The organism is Acidimicrobiia bacterium (genome assembly GCA_035471805.1).
Lineage (GTDB): Bacteria > Actinomycetota > Acidimicrobiia > Spongiisociales > JAHEDJ01 > JAHEDJ01.
The window spans coordinates 1-25,697 of record DATIPS010000022.1 but is presented as its reverse complement, the minus strand read 5'-3'; the positions used below and the strand labels follow the sequence as shown (position 1 = coordinate 25,697).

Annotated in this window: 26 protein-coding genes and 1 tRNA gene; 20 read left to right on the top strand and 7 right to left on the bottom strand. The window is 62.6% G+C overall.

All coding sequences use genetic code 11. The features are described from left to right. Positions 1-30: 30 nt before the first annotated feature. From mreC to proB, 10 genes are all read left to right on the top strand, one after another. Positions 31-936 carry a rod shape-determining protein MreC gene (gene mreC, locus VLT15_04645; protein HSR44504.1) on the top strand — a complete coding sequence of 302 codons (906 nt, stop codon included), beginning with the start codon at positions 31-33 and terminating at the stop codon, positions 934-936. Beyond that, a complete protein-coding gene (gene mreD, locus VLT15_04640; protein HSR44503.1) occupies positions 933-1,436 on the top strand; it encodes a rod shape-determining protein MreD in 504 nt (167 codons plus the stop codon). The genes mreC and mreD overlap by 4 nt, the downstream gene beginning before the upstream one ends. After that, positions 1,433-3,388 (top strand): penicillin-binding transpeptidase domain-containing protein, encoded by a 1,956-nt coding sequence (locus tag VLT15_04635; GenBank protein HSR44502.1) that lies wholly within the window; start codon positions 1,433-1,435, stop codon positions 3,386-3,388. Before mreD ends, VLT15_04635 begins: the two co-directional genes overlap by 4 nt. Then, on the top strand, positions 3,388-4,563 hold the full coding sequence (rodA, locus tag VLT15_04630; GenBank protein ID HSR44501.1) for a rod shape-determining protein RodA: 1,176 nt from the start codon (positions 3,388-3,390) through the stop codon (positions 4,561-4,563). The genes VLT15_04635 and rodA overlap by 1 nt, the downstream gene beginning before the upstream one ends. Positions 4,564-4,603: 40 nt before the next feature. Beyond that, complete coding sequence (locus tag VLT15_04625; GenBank protein ID HSR44500.1) at positions 4,604-5,191, top strand: thymidine kinase; 588 nt, start codon at positions 4,604-4,606, stop codon at positions 5,189-5,191. Positions 5,192-5,458: 267 nt separating this feature from the next. Beyond that, the gene (locus tag VLT15_04620) at positions 5,459-7,024 is read left to right on the top strand and encodes an Rne/Rng family ribonuclease (GenBank protein ID HSR44499.1); all 1,566 of its coding nucleotides are present in this window, start codon (positions 5,459-5,461) and stop codon (positions 7,022-7,024) included. Positions 7,025-7,085: 61 nt separating this feature from the next. Beyond that, positions 7,086-7,445 carry a 50S ribosomal protein L21 gene (gene rplU, locus VLT15_04615; GenBank protein HSR44498.1) on the top strand — a complete coding sequence of 120 codons (360 nt, stop codon included), beginning with the start codon at positions 7,086-7,088 and terminating at the stop codon, positions 7,443-7,445. A 3-nt stretch (positions 7,446-7,448) separates the two neighbouring features. Beyond that, on the top strand, positions 7,449-7,700 hold the full coding sequence (rpmA, locus tag VLT15_04610; GenBank protein HSR44497.1) for a 50S ribosomal protein L27: 252 nt from the start codon (positions 7,449-7,451) through the stop codon (positions 7,698-7,700). 26 nt (positions 7,701-7,726) lie between these two features. Continuing rightward, positions 7,727-9,016, top strand: a complete 1,290-nt coding sequence (gene obgE, locus VLT15_04605; protein ID HSR44496.1) for a GTPase ObgE — start codon at positions 7,727-7,729, stop codon at positions 9,014-9,016. Then, positions 9,013-10,122: a glutamate 5-kinase gene (gene proB / locus VLT15_04600; protein HSR44495.1), complete on the top strand. Its 1,110-nt coding sequence runs from the start codon at positions 9,013-9,015 to the stop codon at positions 10,120-10,122. Before obgE ends, proB begins: the two co-directional genes overlap by 4 nt. 16 nt (positions 10,123-10,138) lie before the next feature. On the opposite strand, the gene VLT15_04595 is transcribed toward proB, so the two are convergent. The 7 genes from VLT15_04595 to trkA form a co-directional block, all read right to left on the bottom strand. Continuing rightward, on the bottom strand, positions 10,139-10,681 hold the full coding sequence (locus VLT15_04595) for a hypothetical protein (protein HSR44494.1): 543 nt from the start codon (positions 10,679-10,681) through the stop codon (positions 10,139-10,141). An 8-nt stretch (positions 10,682-10,689) separates the two neighbouring features. Continuing rightward, positions 10,690-12,183 carry a potassium transporter TrkG gene (locus tag VLT15_04590; protein ID HSR44493.1) on the bottom strand — a complete coding sequence of 498 codons (1,494 nt, stop codon included), beginning with the start codon at positions 12,181-12,183 and terminating at the stop codon, positions 10,690-10,692. A 1-nt stretch (position 12,184) separates the two neighbouring features. Beyond that, positions 12,185-12,319, bottom strand: a complete 135-nt coding sequence (locus VLT15_04585; protein HSR44492.1) for a hypothetical protein — start codon at positions 12,317-12,319, stop codon at positions 12,185-12,187. Further along, on the bottom strand, positions 12,312-13,073 hold the full coding sequence (locus VLT15_04580; GenBank protein HSR44491.1) for a TrkA family potassium uptake protein: 762 nt from the start codon (positions 13,071-13,073) through the stop codon (positions 12,312-12,314). The genes VLT15_04585 and VLT15_04580 overlap by 8 nt, the downstream gene beginning before the upstream one ends. Before the next feature lie 2 nt (positions 13,074-13,075). Then, complete coding sequence (locus VLT15_04575) at positions 13,076-13,732, bottom strand: NAD-binding protein (protein ID HSR44490.1); 657 nt, start codon at positions 13,730-13,732, stop codon at positions 13,076-13,078. A gap of 123 nt (positions 13,733-13,855) precedes the next feature. Then, the gene (locus VLT15_04570) at positions 13,856-15,346 is read right to left on the bottom strand and encodes a TrkH family potassium uptake protein (GenBank protein ID HSR44489.1); all 1,491 of its coding nucleotides are present in this window, start codon (positions 15,344-15,346) and stop codon (positions 13,856-13,858) included. Beyond that, a complete protein-coding gene (gene trkA, locus VLT15_04565) occupies positions 15,346-16,674 on the bottom strand; it encodes a Trk system potassium transporter TrkA (GenBank protein HSR44488.1) in 1,329 nt (442 codons plus the stop codon). The genes VLT15_04570 and trkA overlap by 1 nt, the downstream gene beginning before the upstream one ends. A gap of 55 nt (positions 16,675-16,729) precedes the next feature. On the opposite strand from trkA, the gene VLT15_04560 reads away from it, so the two are divergent. The 10 genes from VLT15_04560 to VLT15_04515 form a co-directional block, all read left to right on the top strand. Then, a complete protein-coding gene (locus VLT15_04560; GenBank protein ID HSR44487.1) occupies positions 16,730-18,001 on the top strand; it encodes a glutamate-5-semialdehyde dehydrogenase in 1,272 nt (423 codons plus the stop codon). Next, on the top strand, positions 17,998-18,852 hold the full coding sequence (locus tag VLT15_04555) for a MoxR family ATPase (protein HSR44486.1): 855 nt from the start codon (positions 17,998-18,000) through the stop codon (positions 18,850-18,852). Before VLT15_04560 ends, VLT15_04555 begins: the two co-directional genes overlap by 4 nt. Positions 18,853-18,866: 14 nt before the next feature. Then, positions 18,867-20,342, top strand: a complete 1,476-nt coding sequence (locus VLT15_04550) for a VWA domain-containing protein (GenBank protein ID HSR44485.1) — start codon at positions 18,867-18,869, stop codon at positions 20,340-20,342. Positions 20,343-20,510: 168 nt separating this feature from the next. Then, a complete protein-coding gene (locus VLT15_04545) occupies positions 20,511-20,909 on the top strand; it encodes a response regulator (protein HSR44484.1) in 399 nt (132 codons plus the stop codon). 165 nt (positions 20,910-21,074) lie between these two features. Beyond that, positions 21,075-22,076: a type I glyceraldehyde-3-phosphate dehydrogenase gene (gap, locus tag VLT15_04540; protein HSR44483.1), complete on the top strand. Its 1,002-nt coding sequence runs from the start codon at positions 21,075-21,077 to the stop codon at positions 22,074-22,076. A gap of 679 nt (positions 22,077-22,755) precedes the next feature. Then, on the top strand, positions 22,756-23,322 hold the full coding sequence (gene nadD, locus VLT15_04535) for a nicotinate-nucleotide adenylyltransferase (protein HSR44482.1): 567 nt from the start codon (positions 22,756-22,758) through the stop codon (positions 23,320-23,322). Next, a complete protein-coding gene (locus VLT15_04530) occupies positions 23,315-24,559 on the top strand; it encodes an LCP family protein (protein ID HSR44481.1) in 1,245 nt (414 codons plus the stop codon). The genes nadD and VLT15_04530 overlap by 8 nt, the downstream gene beginning before the upstream one ends. Beyond that, on the top strand, positions 24,531-24,914 hold the full coding sequence (gene rsfS, locus VLT15_04525; protein ID HSR44480.1) for a ribosome silencing factor: 384 nt from the start codon (positions 24,531-24,533) through the stop codon (positions 24,912-24,914). Before VLT15_04530 ends, rsfS begins: the two co-directional genes overlap by 29 nt. A gap of 27 nt (positions 24,915-24,941) precedes the next feature. After that, positions 24,942-25,015: transfer RNA gene (locus tag VLT15_04520), tRNA-Ala, on the top strand. Positions 25,016-25,496: 481 nt separating this feature from the next. Beyond that, positions 25,497-25,697, top strand: a 201-nt coding sequence (locus tag VLT15_04515) for a hypothetical protein (GenBank protein ID HSR44479.1), incomplete at its 3' end; no start/stop codon positions are given.

The window sequence follows — 25,697 nt, the reverse complement described above, 5'->3', positions numbered from 1 at the left end:
ATGAATCCGAGCTCGACGGCGGTTTGACAGATGCTCCCATATGGAAGCTCCCGGCGCGGCACCGTCACCCTCGGAGTACTGGCTCTGGTCTCGTTCCTGCTGATGACCTTCGACATCAGATCATCCGGTGAAGGGTTCACCCAGACGATTCGAAGCGGAGCACAGACGATCTTCAATCCCTTCCAGCACGTGGCGCAGGCGGTGATCGACCCCGTCGTCGACGCATTCGACGCCCTCGCCAACCTGGCCTCCCTGCGGGAGGAGAACGACCGGTTGCGCGGAGAACGAGAGGAGTTGCTCTCGCGATTGTCCGAAGCCGAAGCCGCACTGGTTGAGAATGATCAGCTGCGCGCCCTGCTGGCCCTGTACGACCAGTTCCCTGAATACACGCTGACGGCCGCCGCCATACTCAGCAGCGGTGATTCGTTCGACTTGCGTTTCACGATCAACAGAGGTGCCAATGATGGGATCGTTGTCGGAAGCGCCGTCGTCGATGATGCCGGCTCCCTCATCGGCTTCATCGTCGACGTGAGCGAAACGACTTCGACGGTCGGTCCGATCATCGCGTCGGGGACGGTGGTGAGCGTCGTAACCGACGGTGGAGATCCGGGAATCATCTCCGGACAAGGCACGGAGGATGAGCTCCGCCTCGAGATATACGACGCGACGGGCGCTCTGAGCGTCGACAGCGTTCTCAGAACCTTCCGGCACGACAGCAACACGCCCAACGGCCTCAACGTGGCGATCATGACGGCTCCCGCAGAAGTCAACGTATCGAAGATCGACACGAACGCCGTTGTCCCGTTTGTGGATTTCACCCGGCTTCAATTCGTCACCGTTCTGGGCGTACCGTCTGATCTGGTCGATGAGCCGTCAGACACGACGATCCCGGACGAGACGGACACGACGGGTTCCACCGTCGACGGAGGCTCATGAGAACCCGATCCGTTTCCCTACTACTGATCCTGGCGGCTGTGCTGGTCCAGACCACATTGTTCTCGGTCGGCGGGATCAGACCCTTCCGGGTGGCTCCCGATCTGGTGATGGTCGTGACGATCGTGGTGGCCCGCCGCCTGGACGACGACGCGGCACTCCTCGTCGGCTTCACCGGAGGGGTGCTCGTCGACCTCCTCGCTTCGAGCTTGCTCGGTTGGCGGGCCCTGACCCTGACACTCGTTGCGTACATGGCGGTCAGGGCGAGGTCTCGATTGGATCTGGGGCTCTTATCCGGAGCGCTCGTCGTCCTGGTATTGAGTTTCGCCGGTGTCATATTGCTCGCCGTCGTAGGTACGCTGTTCGGGCAGGCGACTTTGACCGAACCTGACGCTCTGCGGCGGATCATGCTCGTACCCGGATACAACTTCCTACTCGCCTTCCTCGTGCAGCCGCTCGTGGCCCGTGCGGTTGAGGGCAAGCAACGGAGCAGAGGACTGTGAACTTCGCCAGGAGGCTGGCGTTGCTGGGAATGGCCTTCGTTGTGTTGTTCTCGCTTCTCTTCACTCGGCTCTGGTTCGTACAGGTTGCCAGCGGAACGGTGTACGAGGAGGAGGCAAGCAGGCAGCAACTCGACGCCGAGCGTACGACGGCAGCTCGCGGCGAGATCCGGGACTCCCGGGGAGTGCTGCTGGCAACCAGTCGCATCGTTCCGGAGATGATCGTCCAGCGGACTGCCGTGACCGAGGAAGAAGAGGAAGCCCTGATCCAGCAGATCAGCGCCCTGTTCGACCTGCCCGCCATAGAGGTCCGAGCGATGTTCGAGCAGGCGGGCCCTGTGGTCGAGGTCCCGATGGGGATCGTCACGCCCGCCCAGATGTCGTACGTTCTGAAGAACTCGCAGGATTTCCCGGGTGTGCTGATCCAGGACCGCCCCATCCGGGTCTACCCCGAAGGGCCCCTCCTCGCTCACGTGGTCGGGCACATCGGCCGACCCAGTCCGGAGGACGTTGCGTCTGCCGGGCCGGAACTCGACCCGAGCGGCACAATCGGAAAATTCGGGGTTGAGAAATTCTACGACGAATACCTCCAGGGCGAGCGGGGGACCTTGTTGTACAGGGTCGACCCCCAGGGTGATCCACTCGGACTCGAAGAGGAGCTGCCGGCCGTGCAGGGTGACACCGTTCATCTCACCCTCGATTCAGGTCTCCAGCGACAGGTCGAGTTCGCCGTGAGCGAGGCGATGGAGCTCTCCAGAGAACTCGAAGAGGGTCACCCCGATCTGGCAGCGGCGGTCGTGATGGATGTCACCGATGGCTCTGTGCTGGCTCTCTATTCGTACCCCGATTTCGACCCGGCCCTCTTCGTCGACGGAGTCAGCCAAACCCAGTTCGAGGAGCTTCTCGAACGGAACGTGTTCACCAATCTCGCCATCCAGGGGGCGTACCCGCCCGGGTCGACCTTCAAGGCGATCACCTGGGCGGCTGCGATCAATGAGGGGCTCTACCCCCGGGGTCTCACGACACCTTCGGGGACGATCAACTGTGAGGGCGAGTTGGATCTCGGCATCGACGACAACGAGGGCGGACAACTCGCCTTCACGGACGCCGGGCATGGTACGACCGACCTTCACACCGCTCTCGGTCGATCCTGCAACGTCTACTTCTGGCAGGTGGCTCTCACCATCTGGCGCGAGTACAAGAACGATCCGGAGAACGAGGACATCCTCCAGCGGTGGGCTCGCCTGCTCAGCTTGGGCGAAAAGACCGGCATCGATCTGCCCTTCGAAAACAGTGGTCGCATACCCGACCGACAGCTGTACGAGGAGTGGGCCGAGTCTCCACGAGGGAGCCTTCTGCTGTCTCCCGACCGGTTCACGGAGGCGATCTGGCGAGGCGGCGACATCATGGGCATCGCCATCGGGCAGGGGGACGTTCTGGCAACACCCCTTCAGATGGCAGTCGCCTTTGCTGCGCTCGTCAACGGCGGCAATGTCCTCGAGCCGCACGTCGTCGACCGTATCACCTCGGTAGACGGACGCATGGTGCTCGACGTCGGTCGCCGGGTTGCCCGCACGATCGAGTTCACCGAGGAGCATGAGAGGTTCATCAGGGAGGACCTGACGAGGGTGACGAACGCCGGTGGAACGGCGGCCGCCGCATTCAGCGTCATGCAGAATCCATGGCAGACCGGCGGGAAGACCGGGACCTCCGAGCGGGACGTTTCCGAAGACAACACGGCGTGGTTCGTGGGCGTGACGCCCATCGACGATCCCCGTTATGTCGTCGCGGTGATGATCGTCGACGGCGGTCTCGCCGGGACCGTCGCTGCCCCGGTTGCTCGGAACATCATGCAGTACCTGCTGCCAAACGAACCGGTTACCTCGATTCGGCCCGGAGGAGCGGCGACGCCTGAGGAGGCCGCCGCACGCGCGGCCGAAGAGGGCGGAAGCTGATGGCCATCATCGAATCGTCGAGCTCCGGCGGCCCGGGCATCGTCGCGGACCGCAAGCGACCGGGACCGGACGTTGTCTCGTTCATTGTGATGGCGGCTCTGATGACCGTCGGCGTGTTGATGATCTACGCGAGCACGAGAGAGCAGCTCGAGCTTCAGAACCTCGATCCCGGGAGGTTGATGCAACGTCAGATCATCTTCGCCGTCGTGGCCGTGGGGGTGTACGTGGTCGGCTCGCTGATCGATTACCGCGAGTTCCGGAACTTCGCGGCGTGGATCTACGTCGGCACACTCGGGACCCTCGTGCTGCTGATCTCGCCGCTGATCCCGGCTCAGGAGAACGTGAAGAGGTGGATCGACCTGGGGATCTTCCAGGTGCAGCCCTCCGAGTTCGCCAAGATCACAATGGTCATTGTGCTGGCGACCGTGCTGGCGCCTGCGAGACAGGAAGGCATGCAGTGGAAGCGGATGGTCCAGGGGCTCTTCCTGGTGGCGATTCCGTCGCTCCTGATCTTCTTTCAGCCCGACCTGGGAACCATGTTGGTCTTCACGTTCATGACTTTCGTGATGCTGTTTGCAGGGGGAGCGACCTGGAAGCAGCTCCTCGTCCTGGGAGCAGGAGCGGTCGGCGGAGGCATGGTTGTGTTCCAGCGGGGATTGCTCAAGGAATACCAGCTGGAACGATTGACCGCTTTCTACGATCCGGACGCGGATCCGCTGGGCGTTGCCTACCAGCAGGCCCAGAGCGTGACCGCCATTGGATCAGGCCAGCTGACGGGCAAAGGCCTTTTCGACGGCGCCCTCACGAATCTGCGATTCGTTCCCGAGCAGGAAACCGACTTCATCTTCACCGCGGTGGGAGAGCAGCTCGGGTTTCTGGGCTCGGCCCTCGTCATCGCGGCCTTCGTCATCTTGTTGTGGCGGGCGTTCGTGATCGCCGCTACCGCCCGCGATCGTTTTGGAAGCCTCATGGCCGTCGGCATCGGCTCGATGATCATGTTCCAGGTCTTCGTCAACATAGGCATGACGATGAAGATCATGCCGGTGACGGGACTGCCCCTTCCCTTCTTGAGCTACGGTGGATCGTCTCTGCTGACGTTCGCATTTGCGATGGGTCTGCTCAATTCGATCTGGCGGCGCCGCTCGCCGGTACCGGGAGAGACCTACATCGTTTGACTGGGCGGCGCTGAGGCTCGGGAAGCTATGCTTCCCCCCCATGTACCGACGAGGCGATCAGGGGTGGATCGAGGTCATCTGTGGCCCGATGTTCTCGGGGAAGAGCGAAGAACTGATCCGACGGGTCACCCGATCCAAGATCGCCCGGGTGCCGGTTCAGACCTTCAAACCCGCTCTGGATACGCGATTTGCGGAAGCTGAAGTCGTTTCTCACAGTCTCCTTTCTGTTACCGCCGAGCCGGTGCCGGATTCCTTCACTCTCCTCAAAATGATTGATGATGCAACCGAAGTGGTCGGCATCGACGAAGGCCAGTTCTTCGACGACCGGATCGTCGAAGTAACGGAGCGGCTGGCCAGGTCGGGCAAACAGGTGATTGTTGCCGGTCTCGACCTCGACTATCTGGGCCGCCCCTTCGAGCCGATCCCGACGCTCTGCACCCGCTCTGAGTACGTGACGAAGATGCTTGCCGTGTGTCACCGGTGCGGTGCCCCGGCGGCGTTCACGCAGCGGATCATCAAGTCCGACGACCTGGTCGTGCTCGGAGCGACGGACGCGTATGAGGCACGGTGTCGCAACTGTTACGACCCGGAAGAGCCCGAGCAGCCCCGGTTGGGAATGGATAGCTAGTCGTCCGGCCAGATGCTGCTAGCCTTGTGGCGCGACCGCGAGCGGTCGTGAGTCTGCCGGCGCGACCTTCTCGATAGGTCTTTCCACGTCGATCCGGGCACTCTCGAGGATGGACGAACCTCAGAATCCCCTCGTACTACCCGGATAGGCGGCAGGGCACAGGTGTATTGCCGCTCTCTTCACAACACTCGAGCGAGAGAGCAGGCTGGAATGTTGGACGGAATGCCGTTCGACTGAGGTCGGAACCCGGACTCGAACGCTCGCCTCGTGAGTATTGAAGATTGGAAGGAAACGAGTCACATGGCGTGGTTCCGCCGCAAGTCGGCACAAGTGGTTCGCCGCGGAGTCGGCGACAAAGCCGTCGAGGAAACTACAACCCGACGAGTCGGTCGCGACGTGGTCGAGGTACGAAGAGTCCGGGCGACGCCCGAGAAGAAGCGGGATTCGAAACCGACCACCCGCGAGGGAAGACCCCGTCCCTCTGGTCGGGACGGTCACCGCCGTGCACCCAGACACTTCGAGGAAGAGATCATTCTTCCGCCGGAAACCGGCAAGAAACAGATGCTGGTCCGGGTGCTTCCGACGCAGACGCAGATCGTCATTCTCGAGGGCCCGTCCCTCGTGGAGCACTATGTGGCCCGTCAAGAGCGGACGTCGCTGGCCGGCAACATGTATCTGGCCAAGGTCAAGAACGTGCTTCCAGGAATGGAGGCGGCTTTCCTCGATTTCGGACAGCCGAAGAACGGTGTGCTCTACGCCGGAGACCTCAAGGTCGACCCCGCCAAACATGGGCGCCATCCTCGAATCGAGCAGGTGCTCTCCGAGGGAGATGAGGTTCTCGTCCAGGTCGTGAAAGACGCGATGGGAGCCAAGGGAGCGCGCCTGACCGGTCAGGTCACAGTGCCGGGCCGCTATCTGGTTCTCGCCCCGGACTCAGACATGCAGGGGATATCCCGTCGATTGCCCGAGGACGATCGCATTCGTCTGCGCGACATCCTGCGTGAGGTCAAGCCCGAGGGTTACGGTGTGATCGTGCGGACGGCGGCGTCTGCGGCGTCCAAGGATGAGATTGAAGTCGACATCAACCGCTTGGTGAGAGTCTGGGAGGCCATCAAGGAGGAGGCAGCCGTCGGCGGCGCTCCTCGCCCGATCTACGAAGAACCCGGGCTGTTGATAAGGGTCATCCGCGAGCACTTCACGCCGGATTTCAAGCGTTTGCTCATCGACGACGACGCATCCCGGGATGCCGTCGTCTCGTATCTCGATCGGACTGCTCCCGACCTGGTCGAAAAGGTGAGTTTGTACGAGGATCAGATCCCTCTCTTCGAGCGGTATCACGTCGAGGATCAGCTTCAAAAGGCGCTGGACCGAAAGGTGTGGCTGAAGTCCGGCGGTCATCTGGTGATAGATCGCACCGAGGCGTTGACGGTGATCGACGTCAACACCGGGAAGTTCGTCGGAAGCTCCAATCTCGAAGACACGGTGTTGCAGAACAATCTGGAAGCCGCCGAGGAGATCGGTCGTCAACTCCGCCTGCGCGATATCGGTGGGATCATCGTCATCGACTTCATCGACATGGAGATCTCACGCAACAGGCAGGCGGTGTTGCGCCGCCTCAAGGAGACGCTGGCGAAGGACAAGGTGCGCACGCAGGTGTTCGATGTTTCGAATCTCGGCCTGGTCGAGATGACCCGCAAGAACGTCTCGGCGGGTCTACTGGAACAGTTCTCCGAAGTGTGCCCGAACTGCTCCGGGCGAGGAGTCTTGTTGCACGAGGAGACGGCACTCCGCGGCCTGCCGATTGAGACAGACGACGACGTAGAAGCAATGTAGCCAAGTTGGAAACTCACCGATTGCAGGTAGAGTTACCGCTTCATTTGACCTGAGGACGACTATGTACGCGATCATCCGCACCGGCGGGAAACAGGCGAAAGTGCGCCAGGGCGACGTCATCGACGTCGAACGGCTCAAGGCCGCCGGCAAAGAAGTAGAATTTGCCCCGTTACTTGTCGTCGACGACGACGGCAACACCATCAGCGATCGCGATCAACTCGCCGGATACACCGTGCGCGCCGAGATAATCGGCGACACGAAGGGCGACAAGATCGATATCTTCAAGTACAAGAACAAGACGGGTTATCGTCGACGCATGGGTCATCGGCAGATCTATACCACTGTGAAGGTGACTGAGATCGCCGTGTCGAAGCCCAAGAAGGCCGCCAAGGCGAAAGCCGCCGAGGCCGAGGAGAAGTAGCAGATGTCCAAAACCAAAGCTGGAGGCTCGACCAAGAACGGTCGGGATTCAAAGGCGAAGCGCCTCGGTCCGAAGGTATTCGACGGCCACGTTGTCAACGCCGGCGCGATCATCGTGCGCCAGCGCGGAACCCGGATTCATCCCGGTGAGAATGTCGGCCGCGGTCGCGATGACACGCTGTTTGCCATGGCTCCGGGTGTCGTCAAATACCACGCCAGTCACGGACGCCGTCTCGTGAGCGTTCTCCCCGAGTAGGGGGGGTCGATCAACGGCTCGGCCCGGTGTTCGTCGATCAGGTACAAGTTCACCTCCGCGCCGGCAATGGCGGTGCGGGGGTGGTTTCTTATGTGCGGTCGCGGGGCAAGCCCAAGGGCAAGCCGATCGGTGGATCGGGCGGCTCCGGCGGCGACGTCTATATCGCAGCTGATGAAGCGATTGCAACGCTGCTGATCTATCAACGAAATCCCCATCATTCCGCCAAGGACGGCACCCACGGCCGGGGTGACCTCCAGCACGGCCGTCGGGGTGAGGACCTGATCCTCAAAGTTCCGCTCGGCACGACCGTGTACGACGAAGATGGCACGATGATTGCCGATCTCGTCAAACACGGGCAAATGGTCAAGGCGCTCGAAGGTGGGCGCGGTGGCGGGGGCAACGCAGCCTTCATCTCGTCTAAACGGCGGGCACCGGCCTTCGCCGAACAAGGTGAATACGGTGATGCGGCTTCGTTCACGCTCGAGGTGCGCCTGCTCGCCGACGCGGCGCTCATCGGCTTTCCGAACGCCGGCAAGAGCACTCTGATATCTGCCATCAGCGCCGCGAAGCCGAAGATAGCCGACTATCCGTTCACCACACTCGAGCCCAATCTCGGTGTTGTTTCGATCGGCAAGCGGGAGTTCGTGGTCGCCGACATTCCGGGACTCATCGAGGGGGCATCCGAAGGGCGAGGCCTTGGTCACGAGTTTCTCCGGCATGTCGAGCGGGCTCGTGCGTTGATCGTTCTTCTCGACCCGTCGCCGCTCCAGGTCGTGTCACCGGAGGAGCAATACAGCGTGCTGCTCGAGGAACTGGAGCGCCACTCGGCCGACCTGATCGAGAGGCCCCGTGTCGTCGCATTGTCCAAATCAGATTTGGCAGCGGACGATTTCGACACCGAAGCTCTCGCTTCTGCACTCGGCGAATCCGTCGTCTTTGCGATTTCCGCGGTTGTCCATCGTGGCATCGAGCCGTTCCTGCACGCGGTGGCCGATGCCGTCGATCGCGCCGTTCGCGAAGAACCGGGTCGAGAAGGATTCATACTGCATCGTCCCGTCAGGGAGGGCTTCGAGGTATTCGCGACCCCGACCGGCTGGGAAGTGACGGGGCGCGCCGCAGAGCGGGCAATCCGCCTCGATGATCTGACCGTTCCGCAAACGGCCGACTTCGTCGCTCGCCGTTTGGAACGCATCGGCGTCGACGCCGCCCTCCGGGAGGCCGGCGCAGTCACGGGCGACGAAGTGCGTATCGGGGAGCTGGTGTTCGAGTACTCGGATCCCGATGATGAGGAGACCGACGGCGGGGAAGAAGAGTGACCGGCCATCGCCCGATCGCCGGCGGGGCGCGTATTGTGGTGAAGGTAGGTTCTTCGAGCCTGACGTTGCGCCAGGGTGGAATCGACGATCGGGCTATCGCCCGGACGGTCGAGATGATCGGCGAAGGCTGGAAGGCCGGACATCCGACGGTTCTGGTCACGTCGGGCGCCGTTGCCGCCGGGCTGCCCGCACTCGGGTTGAGTGAACGCCCGAGAGACCTTCCCGGGCTCCAGGTCGCCGCATCTGTCGGACAGGGCCGCCTCATGGAGCGCTACACGTCGGAGTTCTCACAGCGAGGGATGGTGGCCGGTCAGGTTCTCTTGACCAAAGACATCCTGGCCAATCGCGATCAATACCTGCATGCCCGTCAGGCTCTCGAACGGATGCTCAGCGTTGGTGTCGTCCCGATCGTGAACGAGAACGACACGGTGGCGGTGGAGGAACTTCGCCTGGGGGACAACGACAGGCTCGCCGCCATCGTCTCGCATCTGATCGGCGCCGGGCTGCTCCTCTTGCTCACAGACACCGCCGGCTTGTATTCGTCTGATCCGCGTCTGGCGGACGATGCCGAACTTCTCGCCGCCGTCAGGCACACGGACGATGTGCTCGATTCGGTGGCGCGCGGATCGTCCGGCCCGTTCGGCTCGGGTGGAGTGGCGACCAAAGTCGCCGCGGCGCGGATGGCTGCCTGGTCTGGGATTCCCACCATCATCACCTCGGCAGGCGATGATTCCGTCCTGGGTACTGCACTGTCCGGCAAGTCACGGGGGACATGGGTCGAGCCGCACCCGAGCGGATTGTCCGCCCGCAAACTGTGGATCGCCTTTGGGCTCCCTTCTTCCGGATCGATCACGATCGATCCGGGGGCGGTTCGAGCCGTTGTGCAAGACGGTGCTTCATTGCTGGCCGTCGGGGTCGCTGAGGCGCGCGGCGACTTCATCGCCGGCGATGCCGTCGAAGTTTTCGACGGAACCGGGAGGCTGCTTGCCAAGGGCCAGGTCCAGGTCGGTGCTGCCGATTTCCAACGTGCAGCCGGTGCGGGTGAGCGCGAGGGAATGATCGTGATTCACCGGGACCAGCTGGTCGTATTGGCGCATGGCCGTTAGGGCAATCAGTTTTCGGCTAGTCCTCGAGCCGCCATTCGCGTCTGCGCTGTCGTGCGTGCCGCGCCAGCACAGTTGCGGCACCTACTGCCAGAATCACTCCGACCATTCCCAACGGTCCCGTTGCCTCTGAGGGCAGGTGCCGCCCCGATTCGACGATTTCGAGGGCAGTCACTGCGATGTACGTCTCACCGCTGCGATCGGGGTCGTGGTAGCGATACTCGCCGACGACCTTGAGAATCGGCCCGCGCCACCGGTATCCACCAGGTTGCTCTGCTGCTGCGATCTCTTCGAACAGTTCGGGTGGGACGCGGAGGGTGAGGCCGATATTCGACCCTGCCAGGCGTCCCGTCTCGAGCAGCGGCTCCACGGCATAGGCGTCGTCGTTCAGCTGTAGCCAGAAGGAGCCGGAGTGCCGTCCGTAGTCACCGACGATCTCGCCGCTGACCTCTACGACCTTGCCCGCCCATGACTCCGGATCCGACAGTAGATCTGATACTTCGGTTGCGGCTGACGGGAGTGCCGGTCCGACCAGCAGCATTGCGACGGAGGTCAGGATCATGCACACCCTCATTCGCCTACCACCCAGCTGACGACGAACCCGACGAGGGCGAACACGGCGACGAACTCGAGGCGGCCGATCCACATCTGTAGAACGTAGACCAGTTCCAGGATGACCGGCATCGTCGGGTCCACAACTCCTACCGATAGGCCGACGGAGGCCCCTGCACTCACCGACTCGAACATGGCCTGCTGGAGCGGCACACCGTATGCGATCCCGACTGCTGTTCCCAGGAGGTACAGGCCGACGTAGAGAAGGGAGATCGTCATGACCGACTGGGCCAGTTCCGGATGCAGCACCTTGGGGCTTCCCTGCGAGTAGCGATTAGAGATGACCGACCCTTCGGGAAGCAGAGCTTCCTTGACGGTATTCCACAGAGAACGCACCGTGAGGCCGATCCTCAGAGCCTTGACCCCTCCTGCGGTGGATGAACCCATTCCTCCCAGAGCCATGGCAATCGTGATTCCTCCGAAGGCGAGACCACTCCATCGGATCAGGTCCGCCGGCGGCACGGTCGAAAAGCCGGTACCCGTATGTGCGGAGAGGAGTTGGAAGAACCCCTGTCGACCGAGAGAGAGTCCGTCCGTGTACAACCCGGTAGCTGCGAGGCCGAACAGCGCGATGATGAGGGTCCCGGCGAAAGTCGTGAGGATCGTGCGGGCTTCCAGGTTGCGCAGCAGGTTGCGGGGCCCTCTCCACAGCGCGTAATGGGCGCCGAACGACAATGCCCCGGCCACCATCAGAACCCCGATCACGGACTCGTAGGTCACCGAGTGGTAGTAGCCGATGCTCGTGCTCATCGGGGCGAATCCTCCGGTATCGAAGGCCGACATGAAGATGGTTATCGCATGCAGAAGCGAACGCATCGGATGAAACCCCAGGATGAACGATCCCACGGCCCACAGTGCGGTGATGCCGAACACGGCATGGAAGAGGCTGACCGACCAGATGAAGCGAGCCGTCGAGCCAACCGAGGGGAAGATGCGCTCGTCCCGAGCCTCACCGTGGTAGAGCGCCAGTACGCCGCCTCCACCGAAGAACATCAGGGCCGCCAGAACGATCCCCTGGCCGCCGAGGAACTGCAGGGCGCTTCGCCACACGTTGATCGAGGAGGCGAGGTGATCAACATCCTGAATCAAGGCCAGGCCGGTGGTTGTGACGCCGCTCATCGCATCGAAGAAGGCGTCCAGCGGGCGGCCGTAGTGGCGGCTCAGCGCCAGCGGAATGGCGCCGAGGGCCGGGACCACCAGCCACACGAGCGCGACTGTGACCATGCCGTGATGCCAGCCGGCGTGCTCTTCTTTGGGACGGAACCTCTCCACAGAGGCGGCGATGGCAAGTGCCAAACCGATCATGAAGATGAACGAGGAGGCGGAATGCCAATCTCGATCGATGATTGCCCAGACGAGCGGGATTATGCCGGCGATTCCGACAACATAGAGAACCCTGCCGAGCTGGAAGCCGACCAGTTTGATGTCGGAGGATTGCGGACGGATCAGCACTTCACAGGATCCACGCAACGATGAGGGCGGTCAGCAGTGCTGTGAGGCTGAGGACAACGAGTGCTCCGACCTCGATGAGTACGCCTGCGAACCCTCCGACGACGTACTCGTAGGCCCTCCGCCGTCTTCTAGCCATTTCCCTCACCCGGGCTTTCCGGTGTTCCCGGCGCACCGGAGATCTCGATTCCCTTTCCTTCGAGTATTGCGGTGTTGGCGTCTTCTCTCTGACCCGAGGCGGGGGTCATCCTGACCAGAGCATCCCTCACGCCTTCCTCCGTCTCTGTTCTGGTGACGGCGAGAACCCGATCCCCGGCCTGAATCATGGTCTCCGGGCCGGGAACCAGCACCGCGCCGTCCCGGCGAACCGCGACGAGGATGCTCGACGGCGGCAGGCTCAGTGAATCGACCTCGCGGGGCGGAAGATCATCGGGTATGACGATCTCGAGCAGACTGACGTCTCCGCGATCGAGCAGGGCAACGCGCGCCAGTTCACCGACGTCCAGTTCGCTGCTGATCACCTTTGCCACCACGTCGGTGAAGCCGACGACCGGAACCTGGAGCGCGTCGAACGTGCGACGGTTACGGGGGTCGTTGAGCCTGGCAAGCACCCTCGGGGTTCCGAAGGCAGCTTTGGCGAGCTGGCATGCAACCAGGTTGTCTTCGTCGCGGCCGGTCAGCGCCAGCAGGTAGTCGGCTCGCTGGGTTTCGGCTCTCCTCAGGAGTGCAACGTCGGTTCCGTCTCCAAGGAGGCACAGGACGTCCGCGTCGGCGGCGAGTTCCTCGGCGTTCGACTCATTGAGCTCGATCACCGTGATCGTGTGGCCCGCCTCGCGTAGCTGTCTGGCGAGGAACCCGCCGACCTTTCCGCCTCCGATGATCACGATTCGCACGATCAGCGGTCTTTCTCGGTCACGTACTTGTGGATCCGGCTGCGGACGCCCTCGCGAGCGGCGGCCACCACCAGATCGCCGCCGCGCAGCTTCAGCTCGTCTTTCGGGATCACGGTCACCTCACCACGCTGGATGGCGGCTATCCGCAGTTCGTGGTCGATCTCGAGCTGATCCACCCGCATGCCGTCGGCGGCCTCCGAAAGGTGGAACTCGACCACTTCGACGTCGCCCTTCGGGAAAGTGACGTGGAAGGCGAACTCTTCGTCCATGATCTGCTCATAGAGCACGTTGGCGATCAGTTTGGTCCCGGTCACGTGGTGAATGTCGAGAGCGTGGTAGGTCTCTTCGCGGGCAGGGTCGTAGAGGCGTGCGATCGACCGGGGCACGTCGAATACGGCTTTGGCCACCTCGCTTGCCATGAGGTTGGCGTTGTCGGAATCCGTCACCGCCAGGAACACATCGGCGAGTTCGATGCCGGCCTCTCGCAACGTGTCGACATCGTATGCTTCCCCGAGAACGACGGTCCCGTTGAAGGCGCGTCCGAGGGTTTCGAGCGCCTCTTCGCTTCGGTCGACGACCGTGACGTCATGCCCGGCTCCGACCAGCATCTTCGCCACGTTGGCGCCGACCCGCCCGCAGCCCGCGATCACGATTCGCATGACTTCCTTCTCCTCATCCGCGTGATGATACGACGAACGAGTCGCGAGTAGCTGGTCGGCGAGCAATGGAGGCCTCCAGCCGTGGAACCCAGGGAAATCGCGAACGGTTAATCGTGGTTCCGTCTACCGTCGCCAGAGGTCACGAGTGAACAGCAAGAGCACGGGGAAGATCTCGAGGCGACCGGCAATCATCAGGAACGAGAGAAGCCACTTGCCAACGTTCGGAACGGCCATGAAGTTGGAGGTTGGGCCGACCAGTCCGAGGCCGGGCCCGATATTGCCCAGACTCGAAGCGACCGCGGACGTCGAAGTGATGAGGTCCAGGCCGGTGCCCAGGCGCGATTCGATGAGGCCGAGGAGAACCGTTCCCGTCATGAACAGGAACATGTAGAACAGGAAGAAGGATTGGACTGATCCGACAATCGGGTCGGACACCGCTTTTCCTCCGAAGCGGGTGATGAGAACAGAGCGCGGATGGACGAGTCGGCGCAGGTCGGCTGCCGCGGCCCGGGTGAGGACGGCGACGCGGAAAGTCTTCACACCGCCCGCCGTTGAACCAGAGCTGCCGCCCAGGAACATCAGTCCGACGATGAGGATCTGGAGGCCGGGTGCCCAGGACCCGAAGTCCGCGGTCGCGTATCCGGTTGTAGTCATTATCGAAGTGGTCGTGAACGCGGCATCTCGCAACGATCCATGCCACATGTCCGTCGTCCAGATTCCGAACGAGACGACCGCGATCGCCACGAAGAGCAGTAGGGCATAGAGGCGAAACTCGGCGTTGCGGAGGTATTCCCCGGGTCTTCGCAAGGCGCGGAAGTGCAGGGCGAAGGATGCTCCGGCGATGAACATGAAAGCGGTGATGACCCACTGCGTGTAGGGGCTGAAGCCGCTGATCGAGGTTGCTTCCGTACTGAAACCACCGGTCGACATCGTCGTGAAAGAGTGGGCCACCGCCTGAAACAGATTCATGTCCCCGGCCCAGAGCATCAGGATCTCGAGCACGGTGAAGGCCACGTATATCCACCAGAGGCGCTTGGCCGTCTCTCGAAAACGCGGTGTCAACCTGTCGGGTTGCGGCCCGGGAGACTCGGCCCTGGCCAGTTGAACTCCGCCGACACCGAGAAGAGGGAGGATGGCAATCGACAGGACGATCACGCCCATTCCGCCCAACCATTGGGTACCGGCCCTCCAGATCAGGACGCCGTGGGACAGCTCGGCAGGATCGGCGATGATCGAGGCGCCCGTCGTGGTGAATCCGGCTGCGGTCTCGAAGAATGCGTCGGTGAGACTGGTGATCGATCCGGTGAACAGATACGGGAGCGTTCCGAAGAAAGCCATCACGAACCAGGCGAGCCCAACGGCGGCGAAGCCCTCCTTGGTGGTGAGGACGCCGTGCTTTCCGATGATGCGCCAGGCGAAGAGTCCGACCACGATGGTCACCGCAGCCGCGGCGAGAATCTGACCGGCTTCCGCCCACTCCTGGTATCCAGCTGAGACGAGCGCGGCGGGCACCATGGCCAATCCGCTCGCCGCCACCACCGCCCCGATGATGAACGACAATCGGCGTCCCATCGAGTCCTGCTGTGCAGCGCCCGCGGTGGCTGGTGACGACATCAGCCGGTGAAGAGCTTCTCGACGTCGTGGATGGCCGACGGGAGGGCGAAGAGGATGAGACGGTCGCGTGGGTGGATTTCGATTCCGCCGTGAGGCACGAGAGCGTCGCCTTCCCGGTGGATGCCCCCGATGATTGCTCCGGCGTTCAGGTTCAGTTCGCTGACGACCTTTCCGACGGCTTGGCTGCTGGCGGCAACCTCGATCTCGATGGCTTCCGCGTCGGTGTCCTTGAAGGTCGCCACAGAATGGATCCGGCCGCGTCGCACGAATCGAAGTATGGCGTTGGCGGCAGCCAGCCTGGCGGACACCGCCGCGTCTATGCCGGTTCCGCCGAGTAGCCCGACGTAGGAGATCCGGTTGAACCGGGCGATCGTTGTGGCTGCGCCGAGCGCTTTGGCCACCATGCAGGACAGGGCGTTGACGGTATCCCATCCCGAGAGGCCCACCACGGCGTCCTTGCCGTTCACGCCCAACTCCTCCAGGACGGCAGGATCGGTCGGATCGGCGCACAACACCAGGACCCGATCATGCCGTTCGGCCAGGGATCGGCAGCGGTCGGCGTCCTCATCGACCATCACGACATCGACTCCTTCCTGGAGGAGTTGATCAGCGGTGAGTTCGGCCAGCCTGGTCGCCCCGACGATGATTGCGCGGCGTACCTGCTGCTGATTCACGCCCATGAACTCGGCTGCCCGGTCGAGGTTCTCGGTTGTCGTCATCACCAGCACGTGATCCCCTTCCTGGATCACGGTGTCGCCGCGTGCGACGATGGTCTCCCCGTTCCTGACGACCGCCGTCACCACCCATTCCCAGGTGGTTGAAGATCGGAGTTCGGCCAGAGGCCGGCCGACCATCGCACTGTGTTTCCGCGTGATGCCACCAACCAGCACCAATTTGCCTCTGGCGAACTCGACGAGGTCCGAAACCCCGCTGTGTCCGAGCAGGCCCACGATCTCACGCGCGGCCATCTCGCCCGGGTCGATCACGACGTCCACGCCGAGGCCCTGCAATCCGGAGCGCAACTCCTGGTCCTCGATGCGGGCAACGGTCCGTTTGACTCCCATTGTTCGCGCCGTGTGACAAGCCAGGGCATTTGCACCGTCCGAGTTGGAGACGGCAATCAGCAGGTCTGCTTTTCGGATTCCGGCTTCCTCGAGTGAGCTGGGACTGGCGCCGTTGCCGACGATGACGAGAGCGTCAACCGATTCCTGGAGATGGGCGGCATGGCGTTCGTCGCTCTCGATGACGACCACATCCTGGCCCTCGCTGGAGAGCCGCGCGGCTAGATAGGAGCCGACGGCTCCGGCTCCGACGATAACGATTCTCATTGCCTGGATCGCGCCTCCCCTCGAAGGTGGCTCAACAGCGTAGTACCCGGCCGTCTTGCTCCGGTCGCAACTACACTCCGCCGGAATGATTGATCAGATCGGCCAAAAGGCAAAGAGAGCCGCACGTTTGCTCGCCACGCTCGACCCTGCCACCAAGACCGGCGTTCTGGGCACGATGGCGGCCGAACTCGAGGCAAGGGTCGAACAGATCTTGAGTGCGAATGCCGACGACATGGGCGATGCGCGTGCTCAGGGAGTGAGCGGGGCGTTGCTCGACAGGTTGGCTCTCAACCCAGAACGAGTGGTCGCCATCGCCAACGGGTTGCGAACGGTGGCTGCGCTGCCCGACCCGGTGGGATCGCTCACAGGCGGCTGGGTGTTGGTGAACGGCATTCGTTTGCAGAGAATGCGGGTGCCCCTGGGCGTCGTCGCGATCATCTACGAGGCCAGGCCAAACGTAACGGCCGACGCGGCAGGATTGTGTTTCAAGTCCGGAAACGCTGCAATCCTGCGCGGCTCGTCGTACACCCTTCGGTCCAACAACGCGATCGCGGGTGCCCTTCGGGCTGCACTCGGAAAGCACGGATTACCGGAAGATGCCGTTCAACTGATGCAGGACACCAGCCGGCAGGCGGCAACTGCCCTGATGCAGGCCAGGGAGTGGATAGATCTGCTGGTCCCGCGGGGTGGTCCGGGTCTCATCGCGGCCATCGAGGAGCAGGCGACCGTGCCATTCGTCATCGACGGTGCCGGCAACTGCCATGTATACGTCGATGCCTCGGCCGACCTCTCGATGGCCGCCGACATCGCTTTCAACGCCAAGACACACCGGCCGGGCGTGTGCAATGCTGCAGAGAAGCTGATCGTCCATGGCGACGTGGCGGACCAGTTTCTTCCCGTCATCGCCGGGCGTCTCAGGGACTTCGGAGTCGAGTTGCGAGGAGACGCGGCGGCAAGGGCCATCCTTCCCGATCTCGTTGCCGCCACGGACGAGGACTGGCCGACCGAGTACCTGGATCTGAAGATGGCCGTCAAGGTGGTCGCGTCGTTCGATGAGGCGGTCGAGCACATTCGGATGTTCTCCAGCGGACATACCGAGGCCATAGTGACTGCGAATCTCGAAGCCGCCGAACGGTTTGTCCGCGAGACCGACAGTGCTGTCGTGATGGTGAACGCGTCGACTCGATTCACCGACGGTGAGGAGTTCGGGTTCGGGGCCGAGATCGGTATCTCGACCCAGAAGCTGCATGTTCGCGGCCCCATGGGCCTCGAGGCGCTCACCACTGAGAAATATGTGTTGTATGGAGAAGGCCAGATTCGTTCATGATCACGTTCGCCGAACCCCGCGAAGTCAAGGCAGCTCTCGAGGACGTCAAGTACCTGGCCGACGATCGGATCGCCCAGGTGGTGTTCCTGGCCGAGCGGCTCGGCAAGCCGGTGCTGATCGAGGGGCCGGCCGGCGTCGGCAAGACCGAACTCGCCAAGGCGCTCGCAGCCGTCCACGACAGGCGGTTGATTCGTTTGCAGTGTTACGAAGGTCTGGACGAATCCAAAGCGCTCTACGAGTGGAACTACAAGAAGCAGTTGCTTCGAATCCAGGCCGACCAGGGGTCCGACTGGGGCCGGCTCGAAGAAGACATCTTCAGTGAGGACTACCTGCTGACGCGTCCGCTCCTCGAGGCGATCACCACCGACGAGCCGGTGGTTTTGCTGATCGACGAGATCGACCGCGTCGAAGTGGAGACCGAAGCGCTGCTCCTCGAGGTGCTGTCCGAGTTCCAGGTTTCCATCCCGGAGCTTGGAACGATGCGGGCGGTGTCTCAACCGCTGGTGTTGCTGACGTCCAACAACACCCGTGAGCTGTCCGAGGCCCTGAAACGCCGGTGCCTGTTCCTGCACATCGGATATCCGACGGTCGAGCGCGAGAAGCAGATACTCCTCGCCAGGGTCGAGGGTGTCAGCGAGCATCTCGCCGAGCAGGTGGCGCGCATCGTTCGCAGCGTCCGCAGCTTCGATCTCAAGAAAGCTCCCTCGGTTTCAGAGTCGATCGATTGGGCGAACACCCTGATCGCACTGGGTGTTGCCGAGATCGAGGCGGCGGATGTCACCGACACACTCCACGTTCTGCTGAAGTACCAAACGGACATAGAGCGGGTCGCCAAAGAACTCGAAATCTGATTGCGAAGGGTCTGATGCTCCTCGATGTTCTCACCGGTTTCATCCAGGAGTTGCGAGCGGCCGGCGTTCCGGTCTCGATGGTCGAGGCGATAGACGCCACCGAAGCCCTCCGCTACACCGACCTGGCGGATCGGGTGGCTTTCAAGTCCACTCTCGGTGCGACCTTGATCAAGAACGTGCGCCACCTCGAAGCCTTCGAAACGGCTTTCGAGGTCTACTTCGCCCACCACCGCCCGGAGCCGGATGTCGGCGACGGAAGCGGGTCACCATCGAAATCGGAGACGACGCCCGGTGAGGGGGGTCGGCCGGGTGCGGGAGGTGACCGCGACCTCGACGAACTCATCGAAGCCCTCTTTCAGGCATTGCTGGCCGAGGACCTGGCGAGTATCAGGTCTCTCGTCCGTCGAGCGGTCGATGACTACGCCGGGATCGAACCCGGCCGCCCGGTCGGGGGAACCTACTATCTATACCGGACTCTCCGCCGTCTGGGCGTGGACGGTCTGCTGGAACGTCTACTCGAGTCTGAAGAAGGCCAAGGCAGATCGGATCTCGAAGAGCGACTCGTGCGCGAGGAGTATGAGGAGCGAATCGAGCAGTTGCGTGAAGAGATCCGGGATGAAATCAGGCGGCGACTCGTCGCGGACCGGGGTCGTGAGGCCGTAGCCAAGACTCTCCGCAAGCCTCTGCTGGAAGATGTCGATCTGATGCATGCGGCCAGGGCCGATCTGGCGCAGCTGGAACAAGTCATCAACCCGCTGACTCGCAAGCTCGCTGCGAGGTTGGCCCACAAACGTCGCTTGCGCCGAGCGGGGCGATTGGATTTCCGTAGGACGATGCGCCGCTCACTTGCGACGGGCGGCGTTCCCATCGAACCGCAGTTCCGGTCCCCGCATCCGATCAAGCCGGAGATCTTCCTTCTATGCGACATCTCCGGCTCCATGGCCACCTTTGCCCGCTTCACCCTGCAGTTCATGTACGCGATGTCGAGTCAGTTCTCGAAGGTCCGGTCGTTCGCCTTCATTGATGCCCTCGACGAGATCACCTCCTATCTCGACGTCGGCACCGACTTTCCGCAGGCACTCGACCGGATATCGACTGAGGCCGAAGTCATCTGGATAGACGGCCACTCAGACTACGGCCGGTCCCTCGACCAGTTCTGGACTCGATACGGTGGCCATCTGACCCGGCGCTCCACCGTGATCATCACCGGTGATGCGAGGAACAACTACCGGGATGTCAACAGCTCGATCGTTCCCCAGCTCGTTGAAGTCTCCCGTGCCGTCTACTGGCTCAACCCCGAGCCTGAGGCCTACTGGGACACGGGCGACTCTGTCATGAACGCCTATGCCAAGCACTGCACGGGCGCCTACGAAGTCCGAAACCTCCGTCAGCTCGAAGCCTTCGTCGAGCAGATTGCCCTGCCTCCGGTCGGTCGGGTCTCCCGCCCTGTTCCGCATGAACCGGGCCCGGGCCGGTTCTGGCAGAGATAGGTCCACTAGTCATTCCAGGTTTTCTTTGTATAGTCACTTTTCCGCGTAAAGGTGCGAGGCAAGTCGGTCGATATCAGGTTGACGGGCAGATCGATGGCAGCAGTCCTTATCCGACCCGCTCTGTTTGCCGACAGGTGAAACTGGAACACGGAAACTCGAGGAGTGGTTGTGGCACACCGAGTGCTGGTAGTTGAAGACTCAGCGGTGATTCGCCGTCTCATCGAGGTGTGTCTTCGACCTGCCAGTCTGGAAGTGATCATGCGCGAGGACGGCCCGACTGGTCTCTCCGCTGCGCTCAACGATCATCCCGACCTTCTCGTTCTCGACATTGGACTTCCAGAGATGGACGGGTGGGAAGTGCTCGACCGGCTTCGGTCCGACAGCAGGACCAAGGACCTCCCGGTGCTCGTGTTGACGGCACACGCCGAGGAGGAGTCCCGCAGACGAGCCGATGAGGGTGGGGCCGACGCCTTCGTTACGAAACCCTTCCAGCCGAACGATTTCCGTCAGGAAGTCCTCAACCTTCTTGCCCGTCCCAGATCTGCGGTCGGCCTCAGCACCACCTAGCTCACCGTCGGGCCTACACGGCCGCCCGCCGGTCCGGCTCCGTCAACGGCCCGGCCGTCGCTGATTGCCGTCTCCCGAGTTCGCCGGGTCGCCGGTTCGGGGTAGATTGGCCCTGTTGGGGGATACCTCTACCGCGATACCAGCTGTCTCGTCCCAGGAGGACTCATGAAAGTAGCCATCAATGGTTTCGGCCGTATTGGACGTGCCGTGTTTCGGATCATCGCCGAACGAAACGATCCGGATCTTCAGGTTGTCGCGGTCAACGATCTGACCGACGACGACACTCTCGCCCATCTGTTGAAGTACGACACGGTCTTCGGACGTTTCAACGGTGAAATCGAAGTGGGCGGGGGTGTCATGAAGGCGGGTGGCCAAACTGTTGCGATGCTGATGGAGCGCGACCCGGCTGCCCTGCCGTGGGCCGAGCTCGGAGTCGACGTCGTCGTCGAGTCGACCGGTGTGTTCCGGGACCGGGTCTCACTCGAGAAGCACCTGACGGCAGGCGCCAAGCGGGTCTTGCTGACCGTTCCGGCCAAGGATCCGGTCGACGCGACGGTTGTCATGGGTGTCAACGAAGAGACGATGACGGCCGACGCGAAGCTCGTCTCCAACGCATCGTGCACGACGAACTGCCTGGCGCCGCTGGTGAAGGTGCTCGACGAAGCGTTCGGTGTCGAGCGTGGCCTGATGACCACGATTCACGCCTATACGAACGATCAGAGCATCGCCGACAGCCCTCACAAGGATCTGCGGCGCGCACGCCATGCGGCCGCCAACATCATCCCGACAACCACCGGAGCTGCACGGGCGGTCGGCAAAGTCCTCCCGCATCTGGATGGAAAGCTCGACGGCATGGCAATGCGGGTTCCCGTCCCGGACGGCTCCATCGTCGACTTCGTGGCGCAGCTCAAGACCGACGTCACCAAAGAGCAGGTCAACGCGGCGTTCCTGGCTGCCGCACAGGGAGAACTGAAGGGCATTCTCGAATACACAGAGGATCCGATCGTGTCGTCCGACATCATCGGGAACCCTCATTCGAGCATCTTCGACTCCCAGTTGACGACGGTCATGGCCGGCAACATGGTGAAGGTTGTCTCCTGGTACGACAATGAGTGGGGTTACTCGAGCCGCGTGGTGGACATGCTGTCGGCGATGGCCGATCAGTAGGCGACGCCTCGCCGCCGGCAACCGGAGTCTCGCTCGGGAGGGGCCGCCCGCCTCGTGGGCAGGCCGCTTCGTTCGCTTTGCGGTAACGGGCGGGCGTCATCCCAACCGCGAGGGGCTTCCGCGCAGTCGGGTGATCGGATAACGTGAGCGGGCGGGTGCGTCGGGTCGGAGGAGCTTCTCATCCGCCTGGCCGTCGTCATTCTGGTCGCAGCCCGAGCTTTGGCTCCGACTGCCGCCGATTGCTCCGGAATGGATCCACCGGTCGACGCGCCTGTTGTCCGTCCTTTTGCGCCGATCGGGCGTTACGAAGGCCATTGGGGCCTCGACTTCGCAGTCACCCCCGGCACGGACGTGGTGGCATCGGATGGAGGCACCGTCTCGTTCGCGGGCATGGTGGTGGGGAATCGAACGGTGACGGTCGATCACGGTGGCGGAGTGAAGTCGAGCTACTCGTTTCTCGCCGGCATTGCGGTGGCGGTTGGAGACCCGGTGACGAGAGGCGGGTTGATCGGGGTCTCCGGAGTGGCGCACGGAACCGCCGGCCTGCATTTCTCGATGAGGGTTGCCGGTGGCTACGTCGATCCACGCAGATTCCTTTCCTGCGAGTTGTTGGATCCGTCGTTCGGGTTGCGGCTCGTGCCTGCTTCTCGTCGCCCGCGGTCGGCCTATCCTGTCCAGGGTGAAGAGAGGAATCCTGGGCGGGACCTTCGACCCGCCCCACATCGCGCACCTGATCGCCGGCGAAACTGCCTACCGGCAACTCGCGCTCGACGTGGTCTCGTTCATTCCCGCAGGAGCACCCTGGCAGAAGTTCGATTCGGGCGTGTCCTCGGCCGAGCATCGTTGGGAGATGACGAGGTTGAGTGTTGAGCCGATCCCCTACTTCGTCGCCGATGACTCGGAGATTCGCAGAGATGGGCCGACCTTCACGATCGACACCGTCGAGAGTTTCGCAGGGGACGAACTCGTTCTGATACTGGGCGCCGATGCGGCCCTGGGCATTCGCTCGTGGCATCGATGGAGGGACCTTCTCGAGAAGGTAGACCTCGCGGTTGCTCCGCGACCCGGCGTGGGGCGTCATGAGGTCGAGCATGCGGTGCCGAAGACCATCGAGTGGCTCGACATGGCTCCAATCGATGTGTCGGCTACCGATGTCCGGGAGAGGGCACGCAAGGGCCTGAGCATCAGGTTTTACGTGCGCGAACGTGTGTGGCAGTACGTTCAGGAGCAACACGTCTATGGCTAGATCGCGCCCAGGTCGCCGGCGCCGGTCCGGAATCATCGGCCAGGCCGCTCCGACGCATCGGGAGATCGAGCGCGAGGCCCGCTACCAGGCGGCGAAGATAGCGCGGCGCCGGATCGCCGTTGCGACGGTGGGCGCCCTGGCGGTGGTGGGCGCGACGGTCGTTCTGACTACCTGGTTGAACCGGTCGCCGGAAGCCATGCCGCCCGACGTCGACCCTCCGCCCGAAACCGGAGCGGCCCTCCTGCTGGGTCTGACCGACGAACGCGGTTCGCTGGTTTCGATCGGGCTGGTGGCCTCCCACTCGGTTGAGGAACCACGCCTCGTTCTGTTCCCGCCCTCGCTGGCGGCGGTGTTGCCCGGGTACGGAGAGAGGGATATCTCGGAGGCAATCCTCTTTGGTGGCCCGGATCTGTTCCGGCTCACGGTCACGAATCTGCTCGGGATCCGCATCGATGCCGTCGGCGTCGCGACTGTCGATGAGGTTGTATCTGTCGTCGGCGACTCCGTTCCCGTCGAGCTTTCCAACCCTTTGATCATCTCGGATTCCGGCGGCGAGACGGTCGTCTTCGCGCAGGGGCTCGCCGATCGGGATCCCGGCGATCTCGCCCGGTTGCTCACCGAACAGGGTGATGGCGATGAACTGGCTTGGCTGGTGCGTCAAGGTGCCGTGTGGGAGGCGATGTTTGCTGCTGCGGCTGTGGATGCAGGCGTACTCGACGGATTACTCGAAACCTTTGGGCTGCCTTCCGATGTCGCCTACCAATCGTTGTCGACGGCCGTCGTGTCCGACCCGTTGTTGATCAGCGCCATCCCGACCAATCGGGCCGTAGGCGTCGGGTCGACGGGGGAGCGCTACACCTTGTCGACCGAGGAAGGAGCGGCGTTTGTCACCGAGCTGCTCGACTACCTGCAAATAGCGGACGAACCGAGATTGCGCGTGGAGATCCTCAACGGTACGGGACTCGTGGGGACAGCCGGTCCGGTCGCCAAGGTTCTAATCGAGGCGGGCTACCGGGTCGTCTTCACGGACAACGCCGATCGGCAGGACTTCGAGGTCAGTCGTTTCATCGCGCAGGGACCCGGCAACCAGAACGCCGCCGTCGCCGTCCAGCGTTTGTTCGGCACCGGTGATGTCTTTCTCGAGCAAAGACAGCCCAGTGGAGTCGTGGACCTCACTATCATCGTTGGTTCAGACCTCGTCCTAAGGAGTGACGACAATCTCAGTCGATTCCGATAGCCAAATAGCCGCTTCGCAAATCGCCGACATCCTCGATGCCAAGAAAGCAGAGCAAATCATCTTGCTCGATGTGTCGGAACTGATCCAGATCACCGAGATCTTCGTGATCGCTACCGGAACTTCCCGTCGCCAGGTTCTCACTCTGGCTGATGAGCTCTCAGTTCAAATGAAGGCGAATGATCGCCCTCCCCTTCGTATCGAAGGGCAAGACGATGGCATCTGGCTGCTGATCGATTTCGGCGATGTAGTCGTTCACCTCTTCCAGCCCGAGCCGCGGAAGCACTACGACCTGGAGCGTCTGTGGGGCGATGCCCCTCGCCTCGAATGGGAACCGGCCGCGATAGGCGAGATCTGAAGCAGTGGTAAAGTACCGGTCCGATTTGGGGCTGTAGCTCAGCTTGGCAGAGCACTTGCATGGCATGCAAGGGGTCAGGGGTTCAAATCCCCTCAGCTCCACTATCCGAAATCCCTTTGAGCGCGCGATACTTAGTCAGCGTGCCTCTGTTTTGGCACTGACCGGCGCGCGAAGCGCGCTGGGGCGATGTTGCGAGTCAGATTCGGCAGGGGACGTTGAAGGAGTCATGAGTCAAGTCGAGGAGATCATCCCGCACTGCCTGAGGCCGTTACCACGGCAGGTACCTTCCGCATTCGGTGCTCACTTCACGGGAGGGGCCTGATGGTTTCAGGGGAAGGTTCGGACTCCGCGTCGAGCCCGTTCGGGGTAGACCCAGGTGGACCGGATATCGTCGAAATCACGCTAACCGATGCCGAGTCGGATTCGACAGCGAAGGTCGAGACAACGGAACAGTGGGTAACCCTCCAAGAAGCTGCAGAGCGAGCCGCCGTCAGCGTGAGCACTCTTCGTCGCTGGTACCGGAAGGGACGAATCGCTAGCAGGCTCGAGCGGGGGCCACACGGCGATCGGCGCATTGTGCTGATGTCAGAGGTGCTCGGCGAGACCAGCGAAAGAGCGCGAGCCGGAGACGCCGACGCTCCTGCGGCGGTTGAGGCCAGGGATGGCATACCTGAACCGGCCGTTCAGTCGTCGGGAGCAGGTGAGGATTTGCTACCGATTCGGAGGACCGCGTGGGAGAAGTTACTCCAGCAGCTTGGGAACCTCCATGAGTCCGGCCAGCAG

What these genes read in the sequence shown, in the direction of transcription:
- rplU (HSR44498.1), top strand. Translation starts at nt 7,086, where the DNA reads ATGTACGCGATCATCCGCACCGGCGGGAAACAGGCGAAAGTGCGCCAG.
- mreC (HSR44504.1), top strand. Translation starts at nt 31, where the DNA reads ATGCTCCCATATGGAAGCTCCCGGCGCGGCACCGTCACCCTCGGAGTA.
- VLT15_04570 (HSR44489.1), bottom strand. Translation starts at nt 15,346, where the DNA reads ATGTCGTCACCAGCCACCGCGGGCGCTGCACAGCAGGACTCGATGGGA.
- rodA (HSR44501.1), top strand. Translation starts at nt 3,388, where the DNA reads ATGGCCATCATCGAATCGTCGAGCTCCGGCGGCCCGGGCATCGTCGCG.
- VLT15_04530 (HSR44481.1), top strand. Translation starts at nt 23,315, where the DNA reads ATGGCTAGATCGCGCCCAGGTCGCCGGCGCCGGTCCGGAATCATCGGC.
- VLT15_04625 (HSR44500.1), top strand. Translation starts at nt 4,604, where the DNA reads ATGTACCGACGAGGCGATCAGGGGTGGATCGAGGTCATCTGTGGCCCG.
- trkA (HSR44488.1), bottom strand. Translation starts at nt 16,674, where the DNA reads ATGAGAATCGTTATCGTCGGAGCCGGAGCCGTCGGCTCCTATCTAGCC.
- mreD (HSR44503.1), top strand. Translation starts at nt 933, where the DNA reads ATGAGAACCCGATCCGTTTCCCTACTACTGATCCTGGCGGCTGTGCTG.
- VLT15_04595 (HSR44494.1), bottom strand. Translation starts at nt 10,681, where the DNA reads ATGATCCTGACCTCCGTCGCAATGCTGCTGGTCGGACCGGCACTCCCG.
- rpmA (HSR44497.1), top strand. Translation starts at nt 7,449, where the DNA reads ATGTCCAAAACCAAAGCTGGAGGCTCGACCAAGAACGGTCGGGATTCA.
- gap (HSR44483.1), top strand. Translation starts at nt 21,075, where the DNA reads ATGAAAGTAGCCATCAATGGTTTCGGCCGTATTGGACGTGCCGTGTTT.
- VLT15_04585 (HSR44492.1), bottom strand. Translation starts at nt 12,319, where the DNA reads ATGGCTAGAAGACGGCGGAGGGCCTACGAGTACGTCGTCGGAGGGTTC.
- VLT15_04575 (HSR44490.1), bottom strand. Translation starts at nt 13,732, where the DNA reads ATGCGAATCGTGATCGCGGGCTGCGGGCGGGTCGGCGCCAACGTGGCG.
- VLT15_04555 (HSR44486.1), top strand. Translation starts at nt 17,998, where the DNA reads ATGATCACGTTCGCCGAACCCCGCGAAGTCAAGGCAGCTCTCGAGGAC.
- VLT15_04550 (HSR44485.1), top strand. Translation starts at nt 18,867, where the DNA reads ATGCTCCTCGATGTTCTCACCGGTTTCATCCAGGAGTTGCGAGCGGCC.